Raw genomic sequence first — 25264 nt, 5'->3', positions numbered from 1 at the left:
GGAGTTGAGTTATCCGATCCTGGCGCGCGCCGCCGCGTATTCCGCCTTCAGCCGGTCGATCACCAATGCGGTCGCCGGCGCGTCGTCGATGGTGCCGACGCCCTGGCCGGCGCCCCAGATGTCGCGCCAGGCCTTGGTGGTGCCCGAGCCGAAATTCATCTTGGTCTTGTCGACCTCCGGCAGCGCGTTGGGGTCGAGGCCGGCGGCGGTCACGCTGGGTTTCAGGTAGTTGCCCGGCACGCCGGTGAAGTAGGGGGTGTAGAGGACGTCGGCGGCACTCGTGCCGACGATCATCTCCTTGTAGGCAGGCGCCGCGTTCGCCTCCTGCGTGGCGATGAAGCGGGTGCCCATATAGGCGAGGTCCGCGCCCATCGCCTGGGCGGCGAGGATCGCGTCGCCGGTGGTGATCGCGCCCGAGAGGATCAGCGGCCCGTCGTAGAAGCGCCGCACCTCGCCGACGAGGGCGAAGGGCGAGAGCGTGCCGGCATGCCCCCCGGCCCCGGCGCAGACCAGGATCAGCCCGTCGACTCCGGCCTCCAGCGCCTTCTCGGCGTGGCGCACCGTCGTGACGTCGTGGAAGACGAGCCCGCCCCAGCCATGCACCGCCGAGACCACCGCGTCGGGCGCGCGCAGCGAGGTGATGATGATCGGCACCTTGTGCTGCCCGCAGACCGTCAGGTCGTGCTCGAGCCGGTCGTTCGAGGCGTGGACGATCTGGTTGACGGCATAAGGAGCGACGATGCGGTCGGGATCCGCCGCCCGGGCCTCGTCGAGCGCCGCGTCGATCCGGGTCAGCCACTCGTCCAGCGCCTCCTTGGGCCGGGCGTTGAGGGCCGGGAACGAGCCGACGATGCCGTTGACGCATTGCGCGATGACGAGCTCAGGCCCCGAGACGATGAACATCGGCGAGGCGATGACCGGCAGGGCGAGGGCGTGGCGGAGGCTGTCGGGCAGGGACATCGGCGGCGTGGCTCCCAGGCTCTCTCTTCGAGAGGTCTCGTTATCTCCCGCATCGCACCGAGGCCTGTGTGCGGTCAACGGGCGGCTTGACGGGGGGCCGCGCCGGTATTCCTGTTCGCGCCTCCCCCTCACCACCAGGAGTCGCCGCGTGCAGGTTGAGATCGGAACCCCGGAGGCGGTCGGCCTCTCGTCGGAGCGGCTGGAGCGGATCGTCCCGTGGATGCGGGGCTACGTCGCGGCCGGCAAGCTGCCGGGCCTGTCGGTGACCGTGGCCCGGCGCGGGCAGGTGGTGTTTTCCCATCAGGAGGGCCTGCGCGACCTCGCCCGCGGCCTGCCGATGGAGCACGACACCATCGTGCGCATCTACTCGATGACGAAGCCGCTGACCTCGGTGGCGATCCTGATGCTGTACGAGGAGGGCCTCTTCCAGCTCGACGACCCCATCACCCGCTTCCTGCCGGAGTTCCGCGACATGCGGGTGCTCGCCGGCGGCAGCCGCGCCAAGCCCGAGACCGTGCCGGCGGAGCGCGACATCACGTTCCGCGATCTCCTCACCCACACCTCGGGCCTCACCTACGGCTTCATGGACGCGACGCTGGTCGATCGGATGTACCGGGAGGAGGGCGTCGACTTCCAGACCGCCGAGACGACGCTCGCTGAGATCGTCGCCCGGGCCGCGCGCCAGCCGCTGCTGGCCCAGCCCGGCGCGGAGTGGAACTACAGCATCGCCACCGACGTGCTCGGCCACCTCGTGGCGATGATCTCCGGCCAGCCCTTCGACGACTTTTTGCGCGAGCGGATCATCCGGCCGCTCGGCATGATCGACACCGACTTCCACGTCCCGGCCGACAAGATCGCCCGCTTCGCCTCGAACTACGCGCTCGGCGAGGGCGGCCGGCTGACCCTGATCGACGACGCCCGCGACGGCCGCTACGCGCGCCCGCGCACCGCGCCGTCGGGCGGCGGCGGCCTCGTCTCGACGGCGGCCGACTATGCCCGGTTCTGCCGCTTCATCCTGGGCGGCGGGGCGCTCGACGGGGTGCGTCTGCTCGGCCGCAAGACCGTGGACCTGATGACCGCCAACCATCTGCGCGGCGACCTCGCCGACATGGGCCAGCCGCGCTTCTCGGAATCGAGCTACAGCGGCATCGGCTTCGGGCTCGGCTTCTCGGTGATGCTCGATCCGGCCAAGGCCCAGATCCTCGGCACCCCGGGCGAGGTCGCCTGGGGCGGGGCGGCCTCGACGGCGTTCTGGATCGACCCCGCCGAGGACCTGTTCGTGATCATGCTGACGCAGCTCATGCCGTCCTCGACCTGGCCGATCCGGCGCGAGCTGCGGGTGCTCACCTACGCGGCGATCACCGAGTGATCGCGAAGATCACCGAATAGCCGTCATCCCACCGCCCGGCGGTAGAGATGCCAGGTGGCGTGGCCGAGCACCGGCAGCACCACCGCGAGGCCGACGAACAGCGACAGCATGCCGATGACGAGCATCCCGGCCACGATGGCGCCCCAGGCGAGCATCGTGCCGGGGTTCTCGCGCATCAGCGCGAGCGAGGTCTCGATCGCGGTGCCGGCCTCCACGTCCTTGTCGATGATGAGCGGGATCGAGACCGCGCTGACCGCCAGCGCCAGGAGCGAGAAGGCGGCGCCCACGAGGTTGCCGGCGAAGATCAGGCCCCAGCCCCGCGGCGTGGTCAGCACGTCGTCGAGGAAGGCGAGCAGCGAGGGCTCGGACACGCTGCCGTAGAGCGACCAGTACAGGCCCATGGCGGCGCAGATCCAGGCGAGGAAGATCAGCGCCAGCACCACGCCGACCGCCATCACCGCCCTGGCCGAGCGGCCGTGCAGCGGCGCGAAGGCGTCGGTCCAGGCGGCGGGCAGGCCCCATTCCCGCCGCCGGCTCAGCTCGTAGAGGCCGAGCGCCGCGAAGGGCCCGATCAGCGCGAAGCCGGCGGCGAGCGGGAACAGGATCGGAATCAGGTTCTGCTCGAAGATCGCCGCCGCGATGAGCACGCCGGCGATCGGATAGATCAGCACCACGAACAGCACGTGGGTCGGCATCGCCAGGAAGTCGTCGACGCCCCGCGACAGGGCGGCCTTGAGGTCCTGGACCCCGATCCGCCGCACGGCGGGGCGGGCGGCGGCGAAGCCGTGGGCAAAGGTGGGCGAACTCGTCATCGCGTTTCCTCCGGAGGGAGGCACCCGCGACGGGTTGGCCGGGCCGCGTGTCGGGCCGTCGTGTCGGCGGTCCTCAGGCGCCCGGTCCGGCCCGCACGGGCGCCGGACAGATCGGTCGCATCGAGACTGGTCTACTCGCACCGGGCGGGAGATTCCCGCCACACGCCGCAAGGGTAACGCGGGGCCGGACCGTCCGCCAAGGGGGTGGCGCGCACGATCGCGCGACGGGATCCGGATTGCGGCGGGACGGCCCCTCGGCAAATCCGATCAGAAGGCGAGGCGGAGCGCACCGCCGTCGACCGGGATCGTCGTGCCGGTGATGTAGCCCGCCGCCTCCGAGGCGAGGAACGCGATCAGGGCGGCGGCCTCGGCGGGCTCGCCGAAGCGCCCGGCGGGAATGTTCTGCGCGATGTAGGCGCGGCGCGCCTCCTCGGTCGGATGCAGGCGATCGAGGATCTGGGGCGAGTTGATCCGGCCCGGGGCGACGCAGTTCACGGTCACGCCGCGGCCGGCGAAGGATGCGGCCGCGGCCTTCGACCAGCTCTCCAGCGCGGCCTTGGCCGGGGTCGCGGCATTGAAGCTCTTGGCGACGACGGCGCCCGAGACGTTGACGATCCGCCCGAAGCCCCGCTCCAGCATGGCCGGGGCCAGCGCTTCCGTCAGCCGGCGGGCGGCGAGGAAGTTCAGGCGAAAACCCTCGTCCCAGGCGGCCTCGTCGTCCCAAACCTCGAGGGGGCGCGAGCCGCCGGCGTTGTTGACGAGAACGTCGACGGACCGTGCAGCCCCGCGCAGGGCATCGGCCAGCCGCTGCGGACCGTCCGGCTCCGCGAGGTCTGCCGTGAGGATCAGGGACGGGGACCCGCCCGCGGCGGCGATGGCGGCGGCCAGCTCCTCGAGCGGGGGTCGCGAGCGGGCCGCCACCACGACCCGCGCCCCTTCCGCCGCGAGGGCCATCGCGGTGGCCCGGCCGATGCCGGTGCTGGCCCCGGTGACGAGGCAGGTCTTGTCGGTCAGGCGCAGGTCCATCGTCGTCTCCGGGGTTTCGGTCTGCCGGGTTCGCCAAGGTCTCCCGGGAGAGAGCCCTTCGTCCCGTCATGGGCCAGGGCGGGATGGCTGCCGTCAACGAGCGGGACAATCGCCGCTTTCACGCCGGGCGGATAGTCGGAGGCGAGGGTTCGCGCATCTGCGAGCCGCCGCGGGGCGTATCGCCATCCAGGCGCCCCGGGGTGCCGCACCGCCCGCTTCCACGCTACAAGGGGCCACCTTCTTCCACCTCAAGGCCGATCATGCCGAGCACGCCCCGCGCCGCGATCATCCCGGTCACGCCGTTCCAGCAGAACTGCACCCTCCTGTGGTGCGAGGCGACGAAGCGGGCCGCCGTGATCGATCCGGGCGGCGACCTCGACCGGATCCAGGCGGCGATCGCCAAGGCCGGCGTCACCATCGAGAAGATCCTGCTCACCCACGGCCACATCGATCACGCCGGCGGCGCGGCCGATCTGCGCGACGCGCTGAACGTGCCGGTCGAGGGGCCGCACGTCGCCGACAAGCCGCTCCTCGACAGCCTGCCGGAGACCGGGGCGGCCTACGGCATCGACGGCGCCAAGGTGATCACCCCCGACCGCTGGCTGAACGAGGGCGACACCGTCACGGTGGGCGAATTGACCTTCGACGTGCTGCACTGCCCCGGCCATTCCCCGGGTAGCGTCGTGCTGGTGAGCCGGGACGCGCGCTTCGCCCAGGTCGGCGACGTGCTGTTCCGCGGCTCGGTCGGCCGCACCGACCTGCCGGGGGGCAACCACGAGGCGCTGATCGCCTCGATCAAGACCAAGCTCCTGCCGCTCGGTGACGACGTCGCCTTCATCCCCGGCCACGGCCCGACTGGCACGATCGGCCAGGAGCGCCTGTCGAACCCGTTCCTTCAGTAGGAGTGCCATCCATGGACGTGCGTCCACTCGGCCGTTCCGGCCTCTCGGTCCCGCCCTTCTGCTTCGGCGGCAACGTCTTCGGCTGGACCGCCGACGAGGCGACCTCCTTCGCGCTCCTCGACCGGCTGCTGGAGACCGGCTTCACCTTCGTCGACACCGCCGACGTCTACTCGCGCTGGGCGCCGGGCCACCAGGGCGGCGAGTCGGAGGCCGTGATCGGGCGCTGGCTCAAGGATCGCGGCGCCCGCGACCGGATGACCATCGCCACGAAGGTCGGCATGGACATGGGAGACGGCCGCAAAGGGCTGAAGGCGTCGTACATCGAGCGGGCGGTGGAGGATTCCCTGCGCCGCCTCCAGACCGACCGGATCGACCTCTACCAGTCCCACGCCGACGATGCCGAGACGCCGCTCGCCGAGACGCTCGCGGCCTACGACCGGCTGATCCGCGCCGGCAAGGTGCGGGCGATCGGCGCCTCGAACTATTCGGCGGCCCGCCTGCGCGAGGCGCTGGCCGTCGCCGGGCGCGAGAACCTTCCCCGCTACGAGTGCCTGCAGCCCGGCTACAGCCTGGCCGACCGGGAGGATTACGAGGCCGAGCTGGAGCCGCTGTGCCGGGAGGAGGGGATCGGCGTGATCTCCTACTTCTCCCTCGCGGCGGGCTTCCTGACCGGCAAGTACCGCCAGTCCGGCGCCGCCGCGGGCCGCGCCCGGGAGGCGCGGGTCTCGGCCTACCTCAACCCGCGGGGCTTCGCCTTCCTCGACCTCCTCGATACGGTCGCGCGCGAGCACGGCGCCACCCCGGCCCAGGTCGCCATCGCCTGGCTCGTGGAGCGGCCCGGGCTGACCGCGCCGATCGCCAGCGCCACCTCGGTGGCGCAGCTCGACGAGGTGCTGGGGGGCGTGCGCCTCGCCCTCGACCCGGCGGCCTCGGCCCGGCTCGAGGAAGCGAGCCGGGGCTCGCTCAAGGGCTGATGCAGGGACTGACGCAAGGACCGACGATGGCCGTTGGCGGATCCTTAACGGGGTGCGGCGAAACGTAACCTCGTCTATCCTCCTGCGGGGTGGACAGGGCTCCCGGCCCACCCCCGGCGGACCCCGAAAAGTGCTGCTTGCGGCGCCGAAAACCGATGCAATTTCAAGGCGGAATGCTTACATCAGGCATGGACCGGACCGCGGCCGCCACGGCCCGGACCCCTTGAGACACGACGAGACAGAAGACGGTGCCGGATCGCGAGACCGGCGCCGGCGCCGGCCGCGCCATCCCGCGACGCGCGCCCGCCCGCACCAGGAACCGACATGGCCGAACCCGCCCGCGATCTGAACCCCGACACCTACGGCGCCGACTCGATCAAGGTCCTCAAGGGCCTCGACGCGGTGCGCAAGCGGCCGGGCATGTATATCGGCGACACCGACGACGGCTCGGGCCTGCACCACATGGTGTACGAGGTCGTCGACAACGCCATCGACGAGGCGCTGGCCGGCCACGCGACCCTCGTCACCGTCACCCTCAACGCGGACGGCTCCTGCACGGTCTCCGACAACGGCCGCGGCATCCCGACCGACATCCATACGGAAGAGGGCGTCTCGGCGGCCGAGGTCATCATGACCCAGCTGCATGCCGGCGGTAAGTTCGACCAGAACTCCTACAAGGTCTCGGGCGGCCTGCACGGCGTCGGCGTCTCGGTGGTGAACGCCCTCTCGACCTGGCTGCGCCTGCGCATCTGGCGCGGCGGCAAGGAGCACGCCATGGAGTTCCGCCACGGCGACGCGGTGGCACCGCTCGCCATCGTCGGCCCGGCCGGCGACCGGCGCGGCACCGAGGTGACGTTCCTGCCCTCGCCCGACACCTTCACGATGATCGAGTTCGACTACGCGACGCTGGAGAAGCGCCTGCGCGAGCTCGCCTTCCTCAATTCCGGCGTGCGCATCGTCCTGACCGACGCCCGCCATGCCGAGCACAAGCGCGACGAGCTCGTCTACGAGGGCGGCGTCGAGGCCTTCGTGCGCTACCTCGACCGGGCGAAGGAGGCGCAGATCGAGGCGCCGATCGTGCTCCGCCAGGAGCGCGACGGCATCGGCGTCGAGGTCGCCCTGTGGTGGAACGACACGTTCCACGAGAACGTGCTGTGCTTCACCAACAACATTCCGCAGCGCGACGGCGGCACCCACCTCGCCGGGTTCCGGGCCGCGCTCACCCGCCAGATCACCGGCTACGCCGAGTCGAGCGGGGTGACCAAGAAGGAGAAGGTCGCGCTCACCGGCGAGGATTGCCGCGAGGGGCTGACCGCGGTGGTCTCGGTGAAGGTGCCCGACCCCAAATTCTCCTCGCAGACCAAGGACAAGCTCGTCTCCTCGGAGGTCCGCCCGGCGGTCGAGGGCGTGATGAACGCGACGCTCGGCACCTGGCTCGAGGAGCACCCGAACGAGGCCCGCGTCATCGCCGCGAAGGTGGCGCTGGCCGCCGCCGCCCGCGAGGCGGCGCGCAAGGCGCGCGACCTCACCACCCGTAAAGGCGCGCTCGACATCGCCTCGCTTCCCGGCAAGCTCGCCGATTGCCAGGAGCGCGACCCCTCGAAATGCGAGATCCTGCTGGTCGAGGGCGATTCGGCCGGTGGCTCGGCCAAGCAGGGCCGCGACCGCACCTTCCAGGCGGTGCTGCCGTTGCGCGGAAAGATCCTCAACGTCGAGCGGGCGCGGCTCGACAAAATGCTGTCGAGCCAGGAGATCGGCACGCTGATCACCGCGCTCGGCACCGGGATCGGCCGGGACGGCACCCACGCCTTCAACCCCGACAAGCTGCGCTATCACCGCATCATCATCATGACCGATGCGGATGTCGACGGCTCGCACATCCGTACCCTGCTGCTGACGTTCTTCTTCCGCCAGATGCCGGAGCTGATCGAGCGCGGCCACCTCTACATCGCCCAGCCACCGCTCTACAAAGCCCAGAAGGGCAAGACCGCGATCTACCTCAAGGACGACCGGGCGCTGGAAGACTATTTGATCGACGGCGGCGTCGACGGGGCGGTGCTCAAGCTCGCCACCGGCACCGAGTTCGGCGGGGCCCAGCTCAAGACGCTCGTCGACGAGGCGCGCGGCGTGCGCCAGGTGCTGCACGGGATGCATTCGCGCTACGACCGCGTCGTGGTCGAGCAGGCGGCGATCGCCGGGGCGCTACGCCCCTCGGTCGCCGGCAACCCGGCCGAGGCCGAGGTGGTGGCCGACGAGATCGCCCGGCGCCTCAACACCATCGCGGACGAGATCGAGCAGGGCTGGGAGGGCGAGGCCAGGGACGGCGGCTACGTGCTGTCGCGGACGCTGCGCGGCGTGCGCCAAGTCGCGGTGCTCGACGAGGCGCTGATCTCCTCGCAGGAGGCGCGCCGCCTCGACGAGCGGGCGGAAACCTTGAGCGAGATCTACGGCGCCCCCGTCACCCTGGTGCGCCGCGGTGACCAGACCTCGCTCTACGGCCCGGTCGCGCTGTTCGAGGGCATGATGGCGCTCGGCCGCAAGGGATTGCAATTGCAGCGCTACAAGGGCCTCGGCGAGATGACCGCCCAGCAGCTCTGGGAGACCACCCTCGACCGCGACGTGCGCTCGCTCCTCCAGGTGAAGATCAAGGACACGACCGACGCCGACGACCTGTTCGTCAAGCTGATGGGCGACGTGGTCGAGCCGCGCCGAGAGTTCATCCAGGAGAACGCGCTGAACGTTGCCAATCTCGACGTGTGATCGCACCCGTGCTCAAGACTTTACATAGTGCCTGTGCGCGGCTTCTTCCTGAGAGACCGTATGGGTTGCTGCGACCAAACTGCAACCCTCCGCGTCATCCCGGGGCCGCGCAGCGGAACCCGGGATCCATAACCGCCGATGGGCCAGGATGAAGCGGAACGCTGACCGCCCTGTCCTGCATCGTCAGCGGTTATGGATCCCGGGTTCTCGCTTACAGCGAGCCCCGGGATGACACGGAGGGTGGCACGTCGGTCGGCCAGATCGAGCGGGCCCGCGAGATGAGGTCGCGGATGGAGGAGCGGTGAACCGCCCGCCCGCCGCTTGATCGCGGACCGGGACCGGCGATAGGCAGGGCCGCGAGAGCGCGCGGGTCTCCGGGGCGCGAATGCGGAGTGTGATCATGCAGGCGGCCGAGCTCGCGCCCTTTTCCGACTACGTCCTGCCGGAGGCGACCCTGCCCGAACTGCCGGGTCACTACCGCGGCAAGGTGCGGGACAATTACGACCTGCCCGACGGACGGCGGATCCTGATCACCAGCGACCGGCTGAGCGCCTTCGACCGGGAATTGGCGGCGATCCCGCTCAAGGGCCAGGTGCTGACCCAGACCGCGCGCTACTGGTTCGAGAAGACGCGGGACATCTGCGACAACCACGTGCTGGCCTATCCCGACCCGAACGTGGTGGTGGGGCGGCGGTTGACCATCCTGCCGGTCGAGATCGTGGTGCGCGGCTACCTCGCCGGCAGCACCGGCACCTCGATCCTGACCCTGTACAAGACCGGCCAGCGCGAGATGTACGGCCACCGGCTGCCGGACGGGATGCGCCCGCACGAGAAGCTGCCGCAGCCGATCATTACGCCCACCACCAAGGCCGGCCACGGCGACCACGATGCCCCGCTCTCGCAGGCCGAGATCCTGGAGCGGGGGCTGCTGACGGGCGACCAGTGGCGCACCCTGTCGGAGGCGGCGCTCGCCCTGTTCGCCCGCGGCCAGGCCCTGGCGGTGGAACGCGGCCTGATCCTCGCCGACACCAAGTACGAGTTCGGCACGGATGCCGACGGGCGGATCGTGCTCGCCGACGAGATCCACACCCCCGACAGCAGCCGCTACTGGTTCGCCAAGAGCTATCCGGAGCATCTCTCCGCCGGCACCCTGCCGGAGAGCTTCGACAAGGACGTGGTCCGCAACTGGGTCGCGGCTCGCTGCGACCCCTACCGCGATCCGGTGCCGGAGATCCCGCCCGAGGTGGTCCTGCGCACCGCCGCCACCTATGTCAGCGCCTTCGAGACCATCACCGGCGAGCCCTTCGTCCTGCCGGACACGAGCGAGCCGCCGCTCGCGCGCATCCGCCGCAACATCGCGGCGTTCCTGGCGCAATGAGCGTTCCGGCGGAGAAGAGCCCGGCCCGCGTCACGGGATGGCGCCGGCCGGGTGACGGATGCCGGCGCATTCCGACAATACAACCCCACCGGCGATACGACGCCAGAAATACAACCAAAAGAACATAGATCCCGCCTACGCAACCAGTGCATGCAGGATCGTTCCACCTCCCACCCGACATGCACGATTGTGCTTGTCGGGCGCGTCCCGGTCCGGTATGACCCCGTCCAGACAGAAAAAAGGCCGCCCTTGCGAGGCGGCCCGAAGTCTAGGGAGGAAACGCCCAAAGAGGGCTGCACCGCCGCGACGCCATCGCGGCGGTACGAAAACGTTTTCTCATGTTGCGGCGCACAAGGCAATCGGTTGCGGCGCACAACGGCCATGCTTGCGACGCATGACCGAGATTTCGTGTGTCTTATCGGAGGACGGATGGCCCGGCCTCGACGTCGCATCCGCACAGCACGCGCCGCCCTTCGGCGCACGATCCCCGCCGCCGCGGCCCTCTTCGCCACGCTGACCGTCGCGCGGGCGGAGCCCGTCGCCGTCACCCTTCCGGGCCCGGGCGGGATCGCGCTCCAGGGCCGGCTCTACCGCCCCACCGGCGCGGGCCCGTTCCCGGCCGTCGTCGCGCTGCACGGCTGCGGCGGCCTGTACGACCGGGCCGGCGCGCTCACCGGGCGACACGCGGACTGGGGCGAGCGCCTGGCCGCCCAGGGCTTCCTGGTGCTGTTTCCCGACAGCTTCGGCTCCCGCGGCCTCGGCCCGCAATGCCGGATCTCCCGGCGCGAGATCCGCCCCGGCCGCGAGCGCGTGGCGGATGCCGAGGCCGCCGGCGCCTGGCTGCGCGGCCGGCCCGACGTGCGGCCTGATGCGGTCTCGCTGCTCGGCTGGTCCAATGGCGGCTCGACGGTGCTGGCGGCGGTCCGGGCCGGCCGGCCCACGCCCTTCGCCCGCGCCGTCGCGTTCTATCCGGGCTGCCGCACCGCCCTGGAGCGGGGCTGGCGCGACCGCACGCCGCTGCTCATTCTGGTCGGCGGCGCCGACGACTGGACCGGCGCCGAGCCCTGCCGCGCCCTGGCGGAGGAGGCGAGAGTCCGGGGCGAGCCGGTCGAGATCACGGTCTATCCGGGCGCGGTCCACGATTTCGACGCGCCTGACTCAGCCGTCCGCGAGCGGCGCGGCCTCGCCTACACGGTCAACCGGGACGGCGTCGCCCATACGGGGACCGATCCGGCGGCACGGGCCGACGCGCTGGCCCGCGTCCCGGCCTATCTCGCGCGGTAGCCTACCGCCGCAGGTCCATCTTCCGCAGACCCCACCACGTGAGCAGGACGGCCGCGAGGGCGAAGGGCGCCGCCCCGATCACCGCGGCGACCGCCTCCGAGCCGATCAAGGCCGCCAGCCCCTTCACCAGGGCCATCAGCAGCAGGAACCCGCTGACGCAGGCGAAGAGCAGGATTGCGCCGCCCCACAGGGTCCAGCCGGAGACGACCCGGACGATCCGGTCGACCTCGTCGGAGAACAGCGTGATCTCCTTGACGGCCAGGGTGCTGGCGAGGCGGACAGCCTCGATCACCAGCCTGATCGTGCTCACCTGCCGGTCGGACCGCACCGCCCACGCTCCCGCTCCGCCGCGACCGGGCATCGGTGCGGCGAGCGGAAACGCCCGAGCTTGGCCGTCGTTCCGGATGTGCTTGCCAGCTCTGTTGGCCGGACCTCCTCAGGCGGGCTTGAGCGGGGTGCTCTGCCGGGCGAGCAGCCGCCACTGGCCCCCGTCCTTCAGCCAGACCTGCAGCACCGCGATGTAGGAGCGGCCGGTCTCGCCGTTGGGCAGGATGTCGGCGCCGTCCCAGACGTGGCGGACCATGGCGTTGTCGCCGACGACCTGGATCCACTGCTCGGAGAAGGTCAGCGACTTGTAGTTGGTCTTGCCGGCGAGGCTGGCGATGAACTGGGGCTTGGTCTCGATCTTGCGGCCGCTGGAATGGCCGTAGCTCATCTGCGGATGGGTGAGGGCGTCGAGCGCCTTGGCGTCGCCCTCCACGATCGCGACGCGCAGGGCCTCGAGCTGGCGGGCCACCGCCTCGCTCCCGTCGGCGGCCCGCGCCGTCCCCGTCCCGGCCGCCAGCGCCGGCAGCGCCAGACCGGCCGTCAGGCCCGCGAGCAGCACCCGCCGCGAGCAGTTCTCCGTCTCCACCATGAGCGTCCTCCCGTGCGCGCGGTCGCCGGCGGGTTGATCCCGCCGGCGCCGTCCGTCCCGAGCTTAGCCCCTGGACCAGGCCCCCGCCACCGGGACGTCGCGAACGGAGGTGCGGATGTCATCCGGGGAGAGGAGCGAGGGCCGGTCAGCGGCGGGACGGGGCCGCGCTCCCGGCGGCATCGGCGCCGCCGGCGCGGGCCGCGTCGAGCTCCCCCTGGCAGGGCGGGCTGACGCTGGCATAGTTCCGGCGCAGGCACGCCTCGATGCGCCGCGTGTTGGGCACGTCGTTGGCGCACAGCGTCATGGCGTCCGTCATGCAGGCCAGGCGCTGCCGCTCGGTCCCTTGCGCACTCGCCCGCCCCACGGGCGCCAGAAGCGCGACGGCCGCCGCCAGGGCGATGGTGCGGGTCAACGGCATCGACATTCGACCTCTCCGGCTCATTCCGGAGGGTCAACACCAAGCCTGGCCTCCGGGTTCGCGCCGCGGTGGATTGCATGGCCGGCAGGGCCGGCCCGCCGCGCCGCGCCGCGCCGCGCCGCGCGGGCTTAGCCCGGGGCGGGGTTCCTAGGGAATTCCCCAGTACGGCCGAGCCGTCAGAGCATGGACAAAGGGTCCGAGACCAGGAGCCCGTGCCCATGATCCACGTCGTCACCGCCGCCAACCAGGACCGCTACGCCGCCGAGATGGAGGAGGTCTGGCGCCTGCGCCACAAGGTCTTCGTCGAGGAGAAGGGGTGGAGCGCCCTGCGCCGCCCGGACGGGCGCGAGATCGACCAGTTCGACACCGCCCACGCCGCCCACTTCCTGGCGATCGAGAACGGCCAGGTGATCGGCTACAGCCGGCTCCTGCCGACGACCCGGCCGCACCTGCTCTCGGACGTGCTGCCGGAGCTGTGCGAGGGCGACCGGCCGGCCGGGCCGCAGATCTGGGAATGGACCCGCCAGGCGGTGGCGCCGAGCCACCGCACCCGCGGCAAGAACCACCCGGTCACCCTCGAGGTGATGACCGGCATCGTCGAGTGGGGCCTGGAGAACGGGGTGACGGGCTTCCTCGCCCAGATGCCGATCCTCTACCTGCTGCACGTCCTCCAGCTGCATTTCCGGGCGGTGCCGCTCGGCGTGCCGGCGGAGATCGACGGCGAGCGCATCATCGCGGTGGAGGCCCGCTTCGACGCCCGCACCCTGCGCAAGCTGCAGGAGATCCGGGGCACCAAGGCCTCGGTCCTGGCCCCCACCGCGCCGACCTACCTGACGGCCTGACCGGCTCCCCGAGATGCCCCCCGACATGCCGCACCGGCGACGGCGCGAGAGACACGAAAGAAAGCAATCATGACCAGCCGCACCCCGCCGACGATCGACGAGATGGCCGACATCCTGCCGCCCCTGGTCCGGGCGCTCAGCGAGATCGTCGGCATGATGGAGGGACTGGTGGACGTGGCCTGCCACGCCACCAACGTCCAGGAGAGCACCGCCGACTCCCTGGCCGATCTCGGCGACACCCTGACCGAGTACGCCCACACCCTCATGCGGGAGGCGACGGAGCGCCGCCGCACCGGCCGCGGCAACGTTCCCCTCGACGGTCCCCCGGCGCCGCGGACGATGCCCGCGGAGGACGACGCCCGGCCGGCGGCGTGACCGGTCAGCCTGCATCGCCGCAGGCGCAAGGCCGCCCGTAGCCGAAGGCCCGGCCCAGGGCGAGGCGTCCGGCGGGCGTCACCGCGACGGCCCGGCTGCCCTCGCTCCGGCGCAGCCAGTCCCGGTCGAGGCAGGTCGCCAGCAGGGCCGCGCCGAGGGCACCGGCGATGTGGGTCCGGCGCTCGCTCCAGTCGAGGCAGGGGCGGCAGAAGACCCGCCGTCCGGAGGACGACGCGGCGAGATCGACGCCGAGGCCGCGCAGGAACTCCCCGCCCGAAGGCGTGAGGGCGCCGCCATCCTCGCCGAGCTCGACCGCGCCGCGCGCCACGAGGGAATCCGCCATCGCGACGGCGAGGCGGCCGGCGAGATGGTCGTAGCAGGTCCGGGCCTCGCGCAGGGCGGCGTCCCGGGGGCCGGGAGACCGGGCGGACGGCCGGGCCGGGGCCGGCGTCGCGCCGGCCGCCACCGCCATCACGCCCTCCAGCATCCGCGCCACCGCCGGGGAGGCGAGGCGGTGGTAGCGGTGGCGCCCCTGGCGCGCGACCGTGAGGAGGCCGGCCTCCGCGAGCTGCGCGAGATGGCCGCTCGCGGTCTGCGGCGTCACGCCGGCGGCGCGGGCGAGCTCCGAGGCGGTCAGCGCCCGCCCGTCCATCAGCACGGCCAGCATGCCGGCGCGGGCCGGATCGCCCACCAGGGCGGCGGTGCGGGCGAGGGCGGAGATGGTCACCATGACGGGCTCCTCACGGAAGGGTCCTCAGGGAGGATCCTCGGGGCGGGCTCCCCGGATTCCTCACCTTCTAGAGCAGGGCGAGGCCCGACGCTTCGGCCCCGGCCGAATCGTGAGGTCGGCCGCTTCGGCCGGGGCCGAAGCACGCGGCGCGGTGGGCGGGCGAGGATCGCCCCGTCCCCACCGGAAACCGCCCGCCATGCCGCTGCTGATTCGCCGCCTCCTCGTCCTCCGCCGCTCATGCGCCCCCGGAAGCGGCCCTCCCGGGGAGGGCGGCCTCGCGCGACACCTGCGTCACCGCCGCGACCGCGCGCGGTTGGCCGGCCTCGACGACAGGTTGCTGCGTGACATGGGACTGCGCCGCGAGGTCTCGGCGGCCGGCCTCGACTTCGTCCCCCTGTCCCCGGCCGATCGGGGCGGAAGAGCAGATCTCGCGACATCGCCGCCGGACTGCCGGAACCAGCGCGGACACGGGCCCGAGGCGTCGTCGCCACACGGCCGCGCTGCCCTCGACTGGCCATGATCGGGCCGTGATCGCGCCGCCGTTCCGAGGCCTCTAGGCCGGGATCGCGATGGTGAGCCGGCGGTGTTTCCCGTTTGCATCACGTCGCTTGTATCTGACCGACGGGCGGGATGATTGGTTTACGAACCGTATCCGTGCCCCGCCTTCGCCACATTCCGCCCCAAGCTTGACCTGGAGCGCGGCCATACCGGCCGTGCCCGGCATTGCACGACAGGGGCCTGCATGACGCGGAACCGGACTTTCCCCATCACCGCCGCCCTGGCGGTTCTCGCCACGGCGCCGCATCTCGGTGCCTGCAGCCTGATGCCGGCCGGGGTCGACACGACGGGTAGCCTTCCGGACCGCAAGCAGCTCGCCGCCGTCACCAGCGCCGACCGGGACTGCCTCGCCCGCGCAATGTACTTCGAGTCCAACCGCTCGAGCGAGGAGGGCCTGCTCGCGGTCGGCACCGTGGTGATGAACCGGCTCGAGGCCCCGGCCTATCCGAACTCGATCTGCGGCGTCGTCGGCCAGAAGCGCCAGTTCGCCACCGGCGTGCTGCACAAGCCGATGCGCGACAAGGAACGCGAGAAGGCCGTGCAGGTCGCCGACGCGATCCTCGCCGGCGAGCGCCACGAGAAGGTCGGCGGCGCGATGTTCTTCCACACCGCCGGCTACACCTTCTCCTATCGCAACATGCATTACGTGGCGCTGGCGGGCGGCAACGCCTTCTACGAGAAGCGCCCGTGGTACGACCGCGAGGGCGCGACCCCGCGCCGGGTCCCGTCCGCCGCGACGCAGCTCGCCCAACTCCAGTCCGGCTCGGCCGGCAGCGCCCGCTGGACCTCGCACCCGGTCCGGGTCGCGCGCAACACCCAGCAGACCCCCCTCGCCGAGCTCGGCCCGGCCCGCAACGTCTGCCGCGTCGCCGCCGCCGAGACCGGCCGCAGCCCGGGCTGAACCCCAAGCGGAACATCACCCCAAAGGGGGGCCTCACGCCAGCCGGTCGAGCCGCAGGCGGTGGCGCGCGTCGGTGAGCCGGCGCGACGCGGCGAGGACCGCCCCCGTCACCCCGAGGCCGCTCGCGCCCGCCAGCAGGAACAGGATCAGGATCTGCGACGCGGCCGCGCCCTGCGGATCCTGCCCGGCGAGGATCTGGCCGGTCATCATCCCCGGCAGCGTGATCAATCCGGCCGCCGCCATCTGGTTGAGCACCGGGATCAGCCCGGCCTGGATCGCGCTGCGCACGAGCGGCGCCAGCGCCTCGTCCCGGGTGGCGCCGAGCGCCAGGCGCGCCTCGATTCCCGCCCGCTCGCGCCGCACGGCGCCCGTGAAGCCGTTGAGCCCGATCGCGATCCCGCTCATCACCGAGCCCAGCACGATCCCGGCGAGCGGGATCAGCGCGTGCGGATCCCACCACGGATGCGGACGCAGGGCCGCAAGGCCGATTGCGACGGCGACCACCGTCGCCCCCGCCGTGACCGCGCCGCCGAGCGCGTAGCGCCACGGCCCCCGCAGGGGCCGCTCCTGCCGGGCACCGATCTCGTAGGCGGCGGCGAGCGCCATCACGGCGACCACCCCGACCACCGGCCCCGGCGCCCCGAGGCCGAACACCGTGCGCAAGACCAGCCCGACCAGGGTGAGCTGCGCCACCAGCCGGCAGGCCGCGACCAGGATCGTGCGGGCGAGCCCGAGCCCGAGCGCCGCCGACAGGGCGGCATTGACGAGGACGAAGCCCGCCCCGAGGGCGAGGTCGAGCGGGGCGGGCGACGGAATCATGCCGGTTCGATCATAGGGGGCGCCCGCCCGCCACCGCGAGCCGGCGGGTCGTCAGGCGCGCCACCTGCGCGGGATCGTGCGAGACGAGGACGACGATCAGGCCGGCGGCGCGGCGGCCTTCGATCACCGCCTCGGCGCCCCGCACGCTCGCGGGGTCGAGGGAGGCGGTCGGCTCGTCGAGGAGCAGCACGCGGGGATGGCCTGCGAGCGCCCGCAGCAGGGCGAGGCGCTGGCGCTCGCCGGTGGAGAGCCGCGCCACCGGCCAGCCAAAGACCTCCGGCGGCAGGAGCAGGACCGCCCGCTCCGCGGCGAGGCGGGCAGGGGCATCGGCGGAGAAGTGCTCGGCCACGCCCTCGGCCCACCAGCCGGGTTCGGCGGCGAGGTAGGTCACCTGCCGGCGCCAGAGCGGGGCGGCCATCGCCTCCCGGTCGATCCCGTCGAGGCTGACCCGGCCCTCGGACGGATCGAAATCGGCGATCATGCGCAAGAGCACGCTCTTGCCCGCCCCCGACGGGCCCGTGACCGCGCAGGCCTCGCCCGCTTCCAGCACGAGGTCGAAGGGCCCGAAACGGTCGCGGCGGAGGGACTCGATGCGGAGCATGGGCGGGGCGGGCGCGGATCTCGTCCGGTGTGCGGGAGAGGCGCGCGGAACGCAACGGCTGCGCTGCGGTTTGAGTGAGCCACGGATGAATCGGGAGGATGCAACGTGGCAGCAGCAGCGGGAACGGCGCGCGACGCCGGCACGGGCGTGGTGCGCAGCGACGTGCCGGCCCGGATGGACCGGCTGCCCTGGAGCCGCTTCCACCTGCTCCTCGTCGTCGCGCTCGGCATCACCTGGGTACTCGACGGGCTCGAGGTCACCATCGTCGGGGCGATCGGCCCGGTCCTGCAGGACCAGCGGGCGCTCGGCCTGACGATCCAGCAGATCGGCGGGGCGGCCTCGTTCTACGTCGTCGGCGCGGTCGTCGGCGCCCTGGTCTTCGGCTGGCTCACCGACCGGTTCGGCCGCCGCCTCGTCTTCTACGCCACGCTGATGATCTATGTCGGCGGCGTCATCGCCAGCGCGCTCGCCTGGGATTTCTGGAGCTTCGCGTTGTTCCGCCTCGTCACCGGCCTCGGCATCGGCGGCGAGTACGCGGCGATCAACTCGGCGATCGACGAGCTGATCCCGGCCAAGTACCGCGGCCGGGTCGACCTCATCGTCAACGGCAGCTTCTGGCTCGGCGCCGCGGCCGGCGCCGGCGCGTCGCTGCTGCTGCTCGATCCCAACCTCTTCGACCCGGATTTCGGCTGGCGCCTCGGCTTCGGCATCGGCGGCGTCCTCGGCCTCGGCATCCTGTTCCTGCGCCGCCACGTGCCGGAGAGCCCGCGCTGGCTCGTCACCCACGGCCGCGAGGAGGAGGCCGAGCGCACGGTGGCGGAGATCGAGCGCACGATCGAGGCCGAGACGGGCCAGAAACTCCCGAAGGCCGAGGGCATCCTCGAGGTGCACCCCAAGAAGAGCTTCGGGTTCGGCGAGATCTTTTCCTCGATGGTGCACAAGCACCGCGGCCGCAGCATCCTGGCGCTCGTGCTGATGATCGCCCAGGCCTTCCTGTTCAACGCGGTGTTCTTCACCTACGGGCTGGTGCTGGCGAAGTTCTACGGCGTGCCGGAGAACCGCGCCGGCGTGTTCCTGGTGCCGCTGGCCATCGGCAACTTCCTGGGGCCGGTGCTGCTCGGTCACTTCTTCGACACGATCGGCCGGCGCCGGATGATCGCCGGCACCTTCGCGCTGAGCGGCCTGCTGCTCATGGCGACGGCGGTGGTCTTCGGCCTCGACCTGTTCACCGCCTGGACCCAGACCTTCGCGTGGATCGCGATCTTCTTCGTCGCCTCGGCGGCGGCCAGTTCGGCCTACCTCACGGCGAGCGAGATCTTTCCGCTGGAGACCCGGGCCCTCGCCATCGCGGTGTTCTACGCGCTGGGCACCGGCGCCGGCGGCGTGATGGCGCCGTGGCTGTTCACCCACCTGATCGAATCCGGCCAGCACTGGGCGCTCGCCGGCGGTTATGCGGGAGCGGCTTTGCTCCTCGTCATCGCCGCGGTGACGGAGTGGAAGCTGGGGGTCGATGCGGAAGGCAAGTCGCTGGAGAGCATCGCCGATCCGTTGTCGAAGGCGGGGTGAAGCGCGCCGCCGGCCCCGCCCGTCCGCGGCGCCGGACTCAGTGCAGGGCCGCCGGCCGCTCCGCTTCCTCGGGCACCGGCACCTCGTCGACGAGCGCCGCGCGGATGCGGACGAGGCGCAGCTCCGCCGCCTCGCGGCCGGCCTCGGCGGTGGCGACGGCCGCACGGGCGGCGACGGCGTCGGCCATCACCTCGGCCAGGCGCTCCTCCAGGCGGCGCAGGCGGGCCCGCTCGGCGGACAGCTTGGCCTCGGCCGCGCCGGCCTGACCCTGGGCCTCGGCGGCGGCCTTCTCGGCCGCGGCGGCGACTTTTTCAGCCTCGGCGGCGGCCTGCCGGGCCTCGGCCGTCTCGTCCGCGGCGGCTTGCAGCGCCTCCTCGACCCGTTCGAGCAGGGTGCCGACCTCGCGGCTGAGCCGATCGGCCCGGGCCTCGGCCGCGGCGGCGCGGGCGGTGGAGGCGCGCACCGTCTCGGTCGCGCGGCGCAGCAGGTTCAGGATGGTGCCGGTATCGATCGGGGTGGCCATAGGGTCCGGGTGCTCGGTGTCCGGGATGCGGGCGCGATTCCCTAGGGGCGCCCGCCGGCGCGCCGCGGTCAAGGCCCATCGCGGCGCTTCCCACACGCGCCGGCTCCCTGAGGCGCGGATGCGCCAGTCCGGACGGCCAGCCCCCTGCGACCGATGCGCCCGGGGAGTATGCGTCGGCGGAACCCATCATGGATCAAAGCGATGCTCCCGGGGACTATCCCCGAGCGAGAAGGTGCCGTGCCATGTTCATGAGGATCGACCGCCTGCAGGCCGAGCTGCCGCAGCCCAAGAGGCCCGACCCGAATGCCGCCGCCGCCCTGCAGGAGCTCCTCGGGGGCAAGTACGGCGAGATGTCGACGCTCGGCAACTACATGTTCCAGAGCTTCAACTTTCGCGACAAGTCGAAGCTGCGGCCGTTCTACAGCCTGGTCTCGAGCATCTTCATGGAGGAGCTCGGCCACGTCGAGCTGGTCTCGACCGGCGTGTCGATGCTCAACAACGGCCCCGGCGACCCGACGCCGGACGTCGACGTGTCGAAGGCCCCGTTCCACGACATGCAGGACGTGCGGCTCGCCGGCAGCTTCCTCAGCAACGGCGGCGGCGCGATGCCGATGAATTCCAATGCCGCGTCGTGGAACATGGACATGGTCACCACGACCGGGAACATCATCATCGACCTCTTGCACAACTTCCACCTCGAATGCGGCGCGCGCATCCACAAGCTGCGCGTCTACGAGACCCTGAAGGATCCGACCGGGCGCGAGGTCTGCGGCTACCTGCTGGTGCGCGGCTCGGTGCACGCCCACGCCTACGCGCTGGCGCTGAAGAAGCTCACCGGCGTCGCCATCGAGCAGATGCTGCCGACGCCCAACATCAACCTCGACCGCATCCCCGAGTGCCAGAAATACCTGCAGGAGGGCAGCCACCGCCGGCTCTACCGCTTCAACTCGCCGGATTACGCCGAGGCCGCCGGCGTGTGGTCGAACGACGAGGTGGCCCTGCCAGGCGATCCGCCGGGCAACCTCGAGGTCGTCGACGGCGCGCCCGAGGGCGGCAAGATCCCGGAGCTCGACGGCAATTACGGCGCCTTCGCGCCGAACTACAAGCCGGAGGAGATCTTCGAGATCGCGAGCAAGCTTTACAAGAAGAGCCGCTGAAGAAGTGTTCGGGGCCGTTCAGGCCGGCCCCAATTCCGCGATGAGAGCGTCGAGGGCGTCCAGCACCTCGGCCATCGCCGGCCGCGCTCCCGGATTGGGCCCGGTGCAGGCCGCGACCAGGGTATCGAAAGCCGGGGAGGCGAGGGGGCCGAGCGCCCGCAGCTCCCCGAGGAGGAGCCCGAAGGCCCGCACGTCGAGCCGCTGCAGGAACGCTCCCTCGGGGCCCGGGACCAGGGCGGAGGCCGCGCCGAGATCGCTCAGCACCGCCGCGCCGTCGCGGCCGTCCCACAGGATGTTGTGGGCGTAGAGGTCGCCGTGGCCGAAGCCGCGCGCGTGCAGGTGGGCGGCGCCGGACGCCACCCCGCGGGCGAGGCGCAAGGCCGCGGAAGCCGTCAGGCGAAGCGCGGGATCGTAGACGTCGCGGCTGCAGCTCTCCAGGCTCGGCGGCCCGGCGAGGACCCGCCACTCCTGCGGCAGCAGCGGCATCAGCAGGCCTTCCGCGCCGTCCGGATGGTCGGCGAGGCGGCCGAGGCCGCCGGTGAGGTGGGGATGCGCCCCCGCCGCCAGGCAGGCCGCCATCTCGCGCTCGGGCAGGCCGTCGCTGGTCATCGCGCCCTTGAACAGCTTCAGGGCGACCGGCCGCGCCTCGACCGCGCCGCCCGGCCGCCACGCCGCCCGCATCACCCGGCCGGAGGCGCCCTCGCCGAGGAGCGGGCCGAGCGCGAGGTCGCGCCAGGCGACCGGTTGCACGGCCGCAGGGGAGGGTGCCGCGCGGTCCTCGAACGGGTTGCCGGCCCAGGACAGCCAGGCGAGGCGCGGCAAGGCCGTCAGGCAGGCGGGCAAAGCCTCGAACCGGTTGGCGGCGATGCGCAGGAGTTCGAGGTTCCGTGCGTCGCCCAAGCTCTCCGGCAGGGTTTGCAGGCGGTTGCCCGCCAGCATCAGCTTCTGCAGACGCGGCCGGGCGCCGAGCGCCGCGGGCAGGGTCGCGATGCGGTTGTCGGTGAGGGTGAGCCAGCGCAGGTCCGGGGGAAGTGATTCCGCCGGCACTTCGGCGATGCCGGACCCGCGAAACCCCACCTGGCTCAAGGAGGCGCAATCGCCGAGGACCGGCGGCAGCCGCGCGAAGCGGTTGCCGGAGCAGAACAGCACCTTGAGCCGGTGAAGGCGGCCGAGATCGGCGGGCAGGGCGGTGAGGTCGTTCTGGCCGAGATCGAGGAATTCGAGCGTGTCGGCGAGGCCGAGGATCTCGGGCGGCATCTCGGAGAGCCGCCCCTCCGGCCCGCCGGGAAGCCGCAGCTCCCGGGCCCCGGCGAGGTCGCCGCGGCGCAGAGCCTCGAGGCGCGCGGTCGTCGCGGGCGGCAGGCTCATGAGAGCGGGCCGAGGGCGGGCAGGTGGGCGGCGCGGAGGGGTGTCGGCATCGTGGTCTCCCGGCGGCGCGTCGGGGCCGCCGGGCGGTGGTCGCCGGGAAACGCGGCCCGATCAAGGGGCCGCGCGCCAGGACGCCTCAGTACGGATAGCCGTAATAGGCGGCGGGCGGCGGCGCCGGGCGGTAGCCGTAGCCATAGCCGTAATCGGCCGGCGGACGGCCGTAGGCGCGCAGGTAGGGGTCGTAGCGCGGCTGCCGGAAATTGCCGTTGTTGACGCCGCCCGAGCGGTCGTTGCCGCGCAGGGCCGCATAGGGCGAGAGCCCGCTGCCGGTATCGTTGTTCTGGGCGAGCGCGGCGCCCGCCGTGCCGAGAACGAGGGCCGCCGCGACGGACACCCGGACCGTGAGAGAGCGCATGAGAGGCCTCCTGATGACGTTCGTGGGCGATATGAACCGAAACCGCGGGCGATCAGCCCAGGTTCCGGCACCGAGGGCGCGGCCTTTCGGCGCCGCGCGGCAGGCGTGCCGGCGGCAGGAGTGCGGGCGGCGGGAGAGTCAGCGGCCGGCCAGCAGCGTCGCGGTCCGGCGCTGCCGCGCGAGGACGCCGCCGAGATAGTCGATCGCCCCGTCCTGCAGCCGGCGCAGCGCCCCCGGCTCTTCCTCGGCGTCGCGCCGCATCGAGACGTAGAACTCGAACCCGCCGACCTCCGTGGCGCCGATCCGGTTCAGCACGAACGGGAACAGGCCGAGCCGCGTCGCCCCCGCCACCAGGTCGAGGAAGGAATCCGGGGTGAACACCCAGCAATGGCACGGCACGTAAGCCCCGGCGGCGAGCGCCGCGGCCGCCTCCGCGTAGGCGTGGGCCAGGGCCGCCTCGCCGGCGAGGCGCGGCGCCGCCGCCGGGTCCTCGCCGGCCCAGATCTGCTCGGGCGCCACCGCCCGCGCCTCGCTCGCATGGGCGAAGAGCTGGCGCGGGCTCGGCCGCGCGAGATCGAGGAAGTCGGCCTCGACGAGCTCCGCCAGGGTGCTCGCGGGCCGCGCGGCGTCGAACATGAAGCGCTTGTCCGGCAGCGACAGGTTGAGCACGCCGCCCGGGCGCAGCACCCCGTGGATGCCGCGCAGCCAGCCGAGGAGGTTCGGCACGTATTGCGCCACCTGCGCGGCGATGGCGACGTCGTAGGGCTCGGGGCCGACGATCGGGGCGAGGGGGCCCGCTCCGGTCCAGGCATGGTCGATCGGCGCCGCGCCGGGCAGCCCGGCGCCGGCGTCGAGGGCGTGGTCGACGGTCGCGATCCGCACGCCCGCGGGCAGGGGCGTCGGGTTGGCCCCGGGCCCGAATTCCAGCCCGCGCGCCTCCGGCAGCGGCATGTCGTGGGTCAGCCGCGCCAGCCGCCGGTCGGCGGCGCGACGGGCGAGGAAGTCGTCGAGGGAGAGGGAGCCGGGTCGCATGGCCCGGTTTGTCGCACATTCGGGCCCGCGCGGCGAGGCGGGTGGAGCGCTCCCCGACCTCGACACCGGCGGGCGAGGGGCGCCCATGCGAGGGCACCGCCCGACCACGCTGCACGCGGCAGGGACGCCTGCCTGCCGTCTACGGCAGGCCCGGCGGGCGGCTTGTGTGCCAGTCCGTCACCTGCTGGACGGCGTGCCCGGCCTGGCAGAGCAGGGCCTCGGACAGGGGGCGCCCGGCCAGCTGGACGCTGAGCGGCAATCCGGCGGCGTCGATGCCGGCCGGCAGCGTGATGGTCGGCGTCCCGGAGAAGTTGAACGGCGCCGTGAAGCGCAGGATGCGCAGCAGGACCTCCGAATCCTGTCCGTACTCGCTCATCCGGGACAGGCTCGGGATCGGCACCGGCATGGTCGGCACCAGGATCAGGTCGACCTCCTCGAAGAGGGCGGCGAGCGCGCCGGTGAAGGCCAGCCGCTCGTGGAAGATGGCGCCGAGCTCCGCGCCGGTGACGCTCCGTCCCTGATCGATGAGGGCCGCGAGGTCCGGACCGTAGGCGTCCCGGTGCAGCGGATAGCTGTCCTGGTGGGCGAGCGCCGTCTCCACCGAGCAGAACGGGATCCAGCCGCGCACCAGCCGGTCGGTCGGCGGAAAGGCGATCTCGCGGATGCGGGCGCCGCACGCGCGCAAGGCCGCCTCGACCGCGTCGAGGGCCGCGACGACCTCCGGGTCGATCCCCTCCGACACGAAGCGGCGGTCGATGCCGACCGTGATCCCGCGGATCGGCCGGCCGACGGCGTCGAGATAGGAATCCACCGGAGCCTGGAGGGCGGTCGGGTCGGCCGGGTCGGCTCCGGCGATCACGCCGAGCATCGCCGCGGCGTCGGCCGCCGAGCGGGCCATCGGGCCGACATGGTCGAGCGACGCCGCCAGCGGGAAGATGCCGTGGCGGCTCACCCGGCCCCAGGTCGGCTTGAGGCCGGTCAGCCCGCAGGTGGCGGAGGGGAACCGGATCGACCCGCCGGTATCCGAGCCGAGGGAGGCGTAGCACAGCCGTGCCGCCGTGGCGGCCCCCGACCCGGTGGACGAGGAGCCGACCCAGTGGTCGCGGCTCCACGGATTGAGCGGACCGGGATTGTCCGGATGGTGGCTGGTATAGGCCCCCTCGGTCATCGACAGCTTGCCGAGGATCACCGCCCCGCCCTGCTCGAGGCGCGCGACCACCGTCGCGTCGGCCGACGGGACGTGGTTCCGGCGCAGGGTCCCGCCGGCCGCCGTCGGCGCGAAGGTCGTGTCGCAGAGATCCTTGACGGCGACGGGCACGCCGTGGAGCGGCCCCCGGCTGATGCCTGAGGCCGTCTCGCGGTCCGCCCGCTCGGCGCGCGCGAGGGCGTGGTCGCGCGTCACCGTGGTGTAGCTGCGATAGCGGCCGTCGAGGGCGGCGATCCTGTCGAGCTGCGCCTGCGTGACCGCGAGCGACGTGACCTCGCGCCGGCGGATCTTTTCGGCGATCGAGAGAAGCGTCTCGTCGTGAAGGGGCGTTGGCATGGCGTCCTCCCGCTCGTTCTCACCGGCATCCGTCG

At 72.4% G+C, this 25264-nt stretch carries 25 protein-coding genes; 11 read left to right on the top strand and 14 right to left on the bottom strand.

Annotation, left to right across the window (positions count from 1 at the left end):
• Positions 1–9 precede the first annotated feature (9 nt).
• Complete coding sequence (locus tag BM430_RS03390; RefSeq protein WP_093565300.1) at positions 10–960, bottom strand: NAD(P)H-dependent flavin oxidoreductase; 951 nt, start codon at positions 958–960, stop codon at positions 10–12.
• Between the two features lie 148 nt (positions 961–1108).
• Between BM430_RS03390 and BM430_RS03385 the strand changes: the two genes are divergently transcribed.
• On the top strand, positions 1109–2329 hold the full coding sequence (locus tag BM430_RS03385; RefSeq protein WP_177302915.1) for a serine hydrolase domain-containing protein: 1221 nt from the start codon (positions 1109–1111) through the stop codon (positions 2327–2329).
• 23 nt (positions 2330–2352) lie between these two features.
• On the opposite strand, the gene BM430_RS03380 is transcribed toward BM430_RS03385, so the two are convergent.
• Together BM430_RS03380 and BM430_RS03375 are read right to left on the bottom strand one after the other, a co-directional pair.
• Positions 2353–3141, bottom strand: a complete 789-nt coding sequence (locus BM430_RS03380; RefSeq protein ID WP_093565297.1) for a DUF2189 domain-containing protein — start codon at positions 3139–3141, stop codon at positions 2353–2355.
• A gap of 267 nt (positions 3142–3408) precedes the next feature.
• A complete protein-coding gene (locus BM430_RS03375) occupies positions 3409–4167 on the bottom strand; it encodes an SDR family NAD(P)-dependent oxidoreductase (RefSeq protein ID WP_093565294.1) in 759 nt (252 codons plus the stop codon).
• A 260-nt stretch (positions 4168–4427) separates the two neighbouring features.
• Between BM430_RS03375 and BM430_RS03370 the strand changes: the two genes are divergently transcribed.
• The 5 genes from BM430_RS03370 (at position 4428) to BM430_RS03350 (ending at position 11465) form a co-directional block, all read left to right on the top strand.
• Entirely contained in the window at positions 4428–5069 is a 642-nt protein-coding gene (locus BM430_RS03370) for an MBL fold metallo-hydrolase (protein WP_093565292.1), read from the top strand.
• Positions 5070–5080: 11 nt separating this feature from the next.
• Positions 5081–6043: an aldo/keto reductase gene (locus tag BM430_RS03365; protein WP_093565288.1), complete on the top strand. Its 963-nt coding sequence runs from the start codon at positions 5081–5083 to the stop codon at positions 6041–6043.
• Between the two features lie 324 nt (positions 6044–6367).
• Positions 6368–8803, top strand: a complete 2436-nt coding sequence (gyrB, locus tag BM430_RS03360; protein ID WP_093565286.1) for a DNA topoisomerase (ATP-hydrolyzing) subunit B — start codon at positions 6368–6370, stop codon at positions 8801–8803.
• 400 nt (positions 8804–9203) lie between these two features.
• A complete protein-coding gene (locus BM430_RS03355) occupies positions 9204–10181 on the top strand; it encodes a phosphoribosylaminoimidazolesuccinocarboxamide synthase (protein WP_093565284.1) in 978 nt (325 codons plus the stop codon).
• Between the two features lie 429 nt (positions 10182–10610).
• Positions 10611–11465 (top strand): dienelactone hydrolase family protein, encoded by an 855-nt coding sequence (locus BM430_RS03350; protein WP_093565283.1) that lies wholly within the window; start codon positions 10611–10613, stop codon positions 11463–11465.
• 1 nt (position 11466) lies between these two features.
• Here the strand turns inward: BM430_RS03350 and BM430_RS03345 are convergent, their stop codons facing one another.
• From BM430_RS03345 to BM430_RS03335, 3 genes are all read right to left on the bottom strand, one after another.
• Positions 11467–11775 (bottom strand): phage holin family protein, encoded by a 309-nt coding sequence (locus BM430_RS03345; protein WP_244539292.1) that lies wholly within the window; start codon positions 11773–11775, stop codon positions 11467–11469.
• A gap of 126 nt (positions 11776–11901) precedes the next feature.
• Positions 11902–12381, bottom strand: a complete 480-nt coding sequence (locus BM430_RS03340) for a nuclear transport factor 2 family protein (RefSeq protein ID WP_093565281.1) — start codon at positions 12379–12381, stop codon at positions 11902–11904.
• Between the two features lie 145 nt (positions 12382–12526).
• Positions 12527–12805, bottom strand: a complete 279-nt coding sequence (locus BM430_RS03335; protein ID WP_093565278.1) for a hypothetical protein — start codon at positions 12803–12805, stop codon at positions 12527–12529.
• 212 nt (positions 12806–13017) lie between these two features.
• On the opposite strand from BM430_RS03335, the gene BM430_RS03330 reads away from it, so the two are divergent.
• Both BM430_RS03330 and BM430_RS03325 read left to right on the top strand, forming a co-directional pair.
• A complete protein-coding gene (locus BM430_RS03330) occupies positions 13018–13641 on the top strand; it encodes an acyl-homoserine-lactone synthase (protein ID WP_093565274.1) in 624 nt (207 codons plus the stop codon).
• A 69-nt stretch (positions 13642–13710) separates the two neighbouring features.
• Entirely contained in the window at positions 13711–14016 is a 306-nt protein-coding gene (locus BM430_RS03325; RefSeq protein WP_093565271.1) for a hypothetical protein, read from the top strand.
• Positions 14017–14020: 4 nt separating this feature from the next.
• Here BM430_RS03325 and BM430_RS03320 read toward each other — a convergent pair whose 3' ends face one another.
• On the bottom strand, positions 14021–14746 hold the full coding sequence (locus BM430_RS03320) for an ArsR/SmtB family transcription factor (RefSeq protein ID WP_093565267.1): 726 nt from the start codon (positions 14744–14746) through the stop codon (positions 14021–14023).
• A 742-nt stretch (positions 14747–15488) separates the two neighbouring features.
• Here BM430_RS03320 and BM430_RS03315 point away from each other — a divergent pair.
• Positions 15489–16205: a cell wall hydrolase gene (locus BM430_RS03315; RefSeq protein ID WP_093565266.1), complete on the top strand. Its 717-nt coding sequence runs from the start codon at positions 15489–15491 to the stop codon at positions 16203–16205.
• Between the two features lie 33 nt (positions 16206–16238).
• Here BM430_RS03315 and BM430_RS03310 read toward each other — a convergent pair whose 3' ends face one another.
• Both BM430_RS03310 and BM430_RS03305 read right to left on the bottom strand, forming a co-directional pair.
• Complete coding sequence (locus tag BM430_RS03310) at positions 16239–17024, bottom strand: ABC transporter permease (protein WP_093565265.1); 786 nt, start codon at positions 17022–17024, stop codon at positions 16239–16241.
• Between the two features lie 10 nt (positions 17025–17034).
• Entirely contained in the window at positions 17035–17625 is a 591-nt protein-coding gene (locus BM430_RS03305; RefSeq protein ID WP_093565263.1) for an ABC transporter ATP-binding protein, read from the bottom strand.
• A gap of 174 nt (positions 17626–17799) precedes the next feature.
• Between BM430_RS03305 and BM430_RS03300 the strand changes: the two genes are divergently transcribed.
• Entirely contained in the window at positions 17800–19191 is a 1392-nt protein-coding gene (locus BM430_RS03300) for an MFS transporter (protein ID WP_093565464.1), read from the top strand.
• Positions 19192–19228: 37 nt separating this feature from the next.
• On the opposite strand, the gene BM430_RS34510 is transcribed toward BM430_RS03300, so the two are convergent.
• Positions 19229–19714 (bottom strand): hypothetical protein, encoded by a 486-nt coding sequence (locus BM430_RS34510; protein WP_177302914.1) that lies wholly within the window; start codon positions 19712–19714, stop codon positions 19229–19231.
• A gap of 242 nt (positions 19715–19956) precedes the next feature.
• On the opposite strand from BM430_RS34510, the gene BM430_RS03290 reads away from it, so the two are divergent.
• On the top strand, positions 19957–20871 hold the full coding sequence (locus BM430_RS03290) for a manganese catalase family protein (protein ID WP_093565260.1): 915 nt from the start codon (positions 19957–19959) through the stop codon (positions 20869–20871).
• A gap of 18 nt (positions 20872–20889) precedes the next feature.
• Here BM430_RS03290 and BM430_RS03285 read toward each other — a convergent pair whose 3' ends face one another.
• The 4 genes from BM430_RS03285 to BM430_RS03270 form a co-directional block, all read right to left on the bottom strand.
• The gene (locus BM430_RS03285; RefSeq protein ID WP_093565258.1) at positions 20890–22239 is read right to left on the bottom strand and encodes a leucine-rich repeat-containing protein kinase family protein; all 1350 of its coding nucleotides are present in this window, start codon (positions 22237–22239) and stop codon (positions 20890–20892) included.
• Between the two features lie 136 nt (positions 22240–22375).
• Positions 22376–22654, bottom strand: coding sequence for a hypothetical protein (locus tag BM430_RS03280; RefSeq protein ID WP_177302913.1), 279 nt, complete (start codon positions 22652–22654; stop codon positions 22376–22378).
• 138 nt (positions 22655–22792) lie between these two features.
• Complete coding sequence (locus tag BM430_RS34505) at positions 22793–23686, bottom strand: methyltransferase domain-containing protein (RefSeq protein WP_093565256.1); 894 nt, start codon at positions 23684–23686, stop codon at positions 22793–22795.
• Between the two features lie 139 nt (positions 23687–23825).
• The gene (locus tag BM430_RS03270) at positions 23826–25229 is read right to left on the bottom strand and encodes an amidase (protein WP_093565252.1); all 1404 of its coding nucleotides are present in this window, start codon (positions 25227–25229) and stop codon (positions 23826–23828) included.
• Between the last annotated feature and the right edge of the window lie 35 nt (positions 25230–25264).

Source organism: Methylobacterium sp. 174MFSha1.1 (assembly GCF_900116815.1).
GTDB lineage: Bacteria > Pseudomonadota > Alphaproteobacteria > Rhizobiales > Beijerinckiaceae > Methylobacterium.
Note: the sequence above shows the minus strand (reverse complement) of the source record. Positions and strands in the feature narration are given on the sequence as shown.

Excerpts from the sequence above, each read along its gene's own strand:
- BM430_RS03390 (WP_093565300.1), bottom strand. The coding sequence starts at position 960 with ATGTCCCTGCCCGACAGCCTCCGCCACGCCCTCGCCCTGCCGGTCATC.
- BM430_RS03380 (WP_093565297.1), bottom strand. The coding sequence starts at position 3,141 with ATGACGAGTTCGCCCACCTTTGCCCACGGCTTCGCCGCCGCCCGCCCC.
- BM430_RS03375 (WP_093565294.1), bottom strand. The coding sequence starts at position 4,167 with ATGGACCTGCGCCTGACCGACAAGACCTGCCTCGTCACCGGGGCCAGC.
- BM430_RS03370 (WP_093565292.1), top strand. The coding sequence starts at position 4,428 with ATGCCGAGCACGCCCCGCGCCGCGATCATCCCGGTCACGCCGTTCCAG.
- BM430_RS03365 (WP_093565288.1), top strand. The coding sequence starts at position 5,081 with ATGGACGTGCGTCCACTCGGCCGTTCCGGCCTCTCGGTCCCGCCCTTC.
- gyrB (WP_093565286.1), top strand. The coding sequence starts at position 6,368 with ATGGCCGAACCCGCCCGCGATCTGAACCCCGACACCTACGGCGCCGAC.
- BM430_RS03355 (WP_093565284.1), top strand. The coding sequence starts at position 9,204 with ATGCAGGCGGCCGAGCTCGCGCCCTTTTCCGACTACGTCCTGCCGGAG.
- BM430_RS03350 (WP_093565283.1), top strand. The coding sequence starts at position 10,611 with ATGGCCCGGCCTCGACGTCGCATCCGCACAGCACGCGCCGCCCTTCGG.
- BM430_RS03340 (WP_093565281.1), bottom strand. The coding sequence starts at position 12,381 with ATGGTGGAGACGGAGAACTGCTCGCGGCGGGTGCTGCTCGCGGGCCTG.
- BM430_RS03335 (WP_093565278.1), bottom strand. The coding sequence starts at position 12,805 with ATGTCGATGCCGTTGACCCGCACCATCGCCCTGGCGGCGGCCGTCGCG.
- BM430_RS03330 (WP_093565274.1), top strand. The coding sequence starts at position 13,018 with ATGATCCACGTCGTCACCGCCGCCAACCAGGACCGCTACGCCGCCGAG.
- BM430_RS03325 (WP_093565271.1), top strand. The coding sequence starts at position 13,711 with ATGACCAGCCGCACCCCGCCGACGATCGACGAGATGGCCGACATCCTG.
- BM430_RS03320 (WP_093565267.1), bottom strand. The coding sequence starts at position 14,746 with ATGGTGACCATCTCCGCCCTCGCCCGCACCGCCGCCCTGGTGGGCGAT.
- BM430_RS03315 (WP_093565266.1), top strand. The coding sequence starts at position 15,489 with ATGACGCGGAACCGGACTTTCCCCATCACCGCCGCCCTGGCGGTTCTC.
- BM430_RS03310 (WP_093565265.1), bottom strand. The coding sequence starts at position 17,024 with ATGATTCCGTCGCCCGCCCCGCTCGACCTCGCCCTCGGGGCGGGCTTC.
- BM430_RS03305 (WP_093565263.1), bottom strand. The coding sequence starts at position 17,625 with ATGCTCCGCATCGAGTCCCTCCGCCGCGACCGTTTCGGGCCCTTCGAC.
- BM430_RS03300 (WP_093565464.1), top strand. The coding sequence starts at position 17,800 with ATGGACCGGCTGCCCTGGAGCCGCTTCCACCTGCTCCTCGTCGTCGCG.
- BM430_RS34510 (WP_177302914.1), bottom strand. The coding sequence starts at position 19,714 with ATGGCCACCCCGATCGATACCGGCACCATCCTGAACCTGCTGCGCCGC.
- BM430_RS03290 (WP_093565260.1), top strand. The coding sequence starts at position 19,957 with ATGTTCATGAGGATCGACCGCCTGCAGGCCGAGCTGCCGCAGCCCAAG.
- BM430_RS03285 (WP_093565258.1), bottom strand. The coding sequence starts at position 22,239 with ATGAGCCTGCCGCCCGCGACGACCGCGCGCCTCGAGGCTCTGCGCCGC.
- BM430_RS03280 (WP_177302913.1), bottom strand. The coding sequence starts at position 22,654 with ATGCGCTCTCTCACGGTCCGGGTGTCCGTCGCGGCGGCCCTCGTTCTC.
- BM430_RS34505 (WP_093565256.1), bottom strand. The coding sequence starts at position 23,686 with ATGCGACCCGGCTCCCTCTCCCTCGACGACTTCCTCGCCCGTCGCGCC.
- BM430_RS03270 (WP_093565252.1), bottom strand. The coding sequence starts at position 25,229 with ATGCCAACGCCCCTTCACGACGAGACGCTTCTCTCGATCGCCGAAAAG.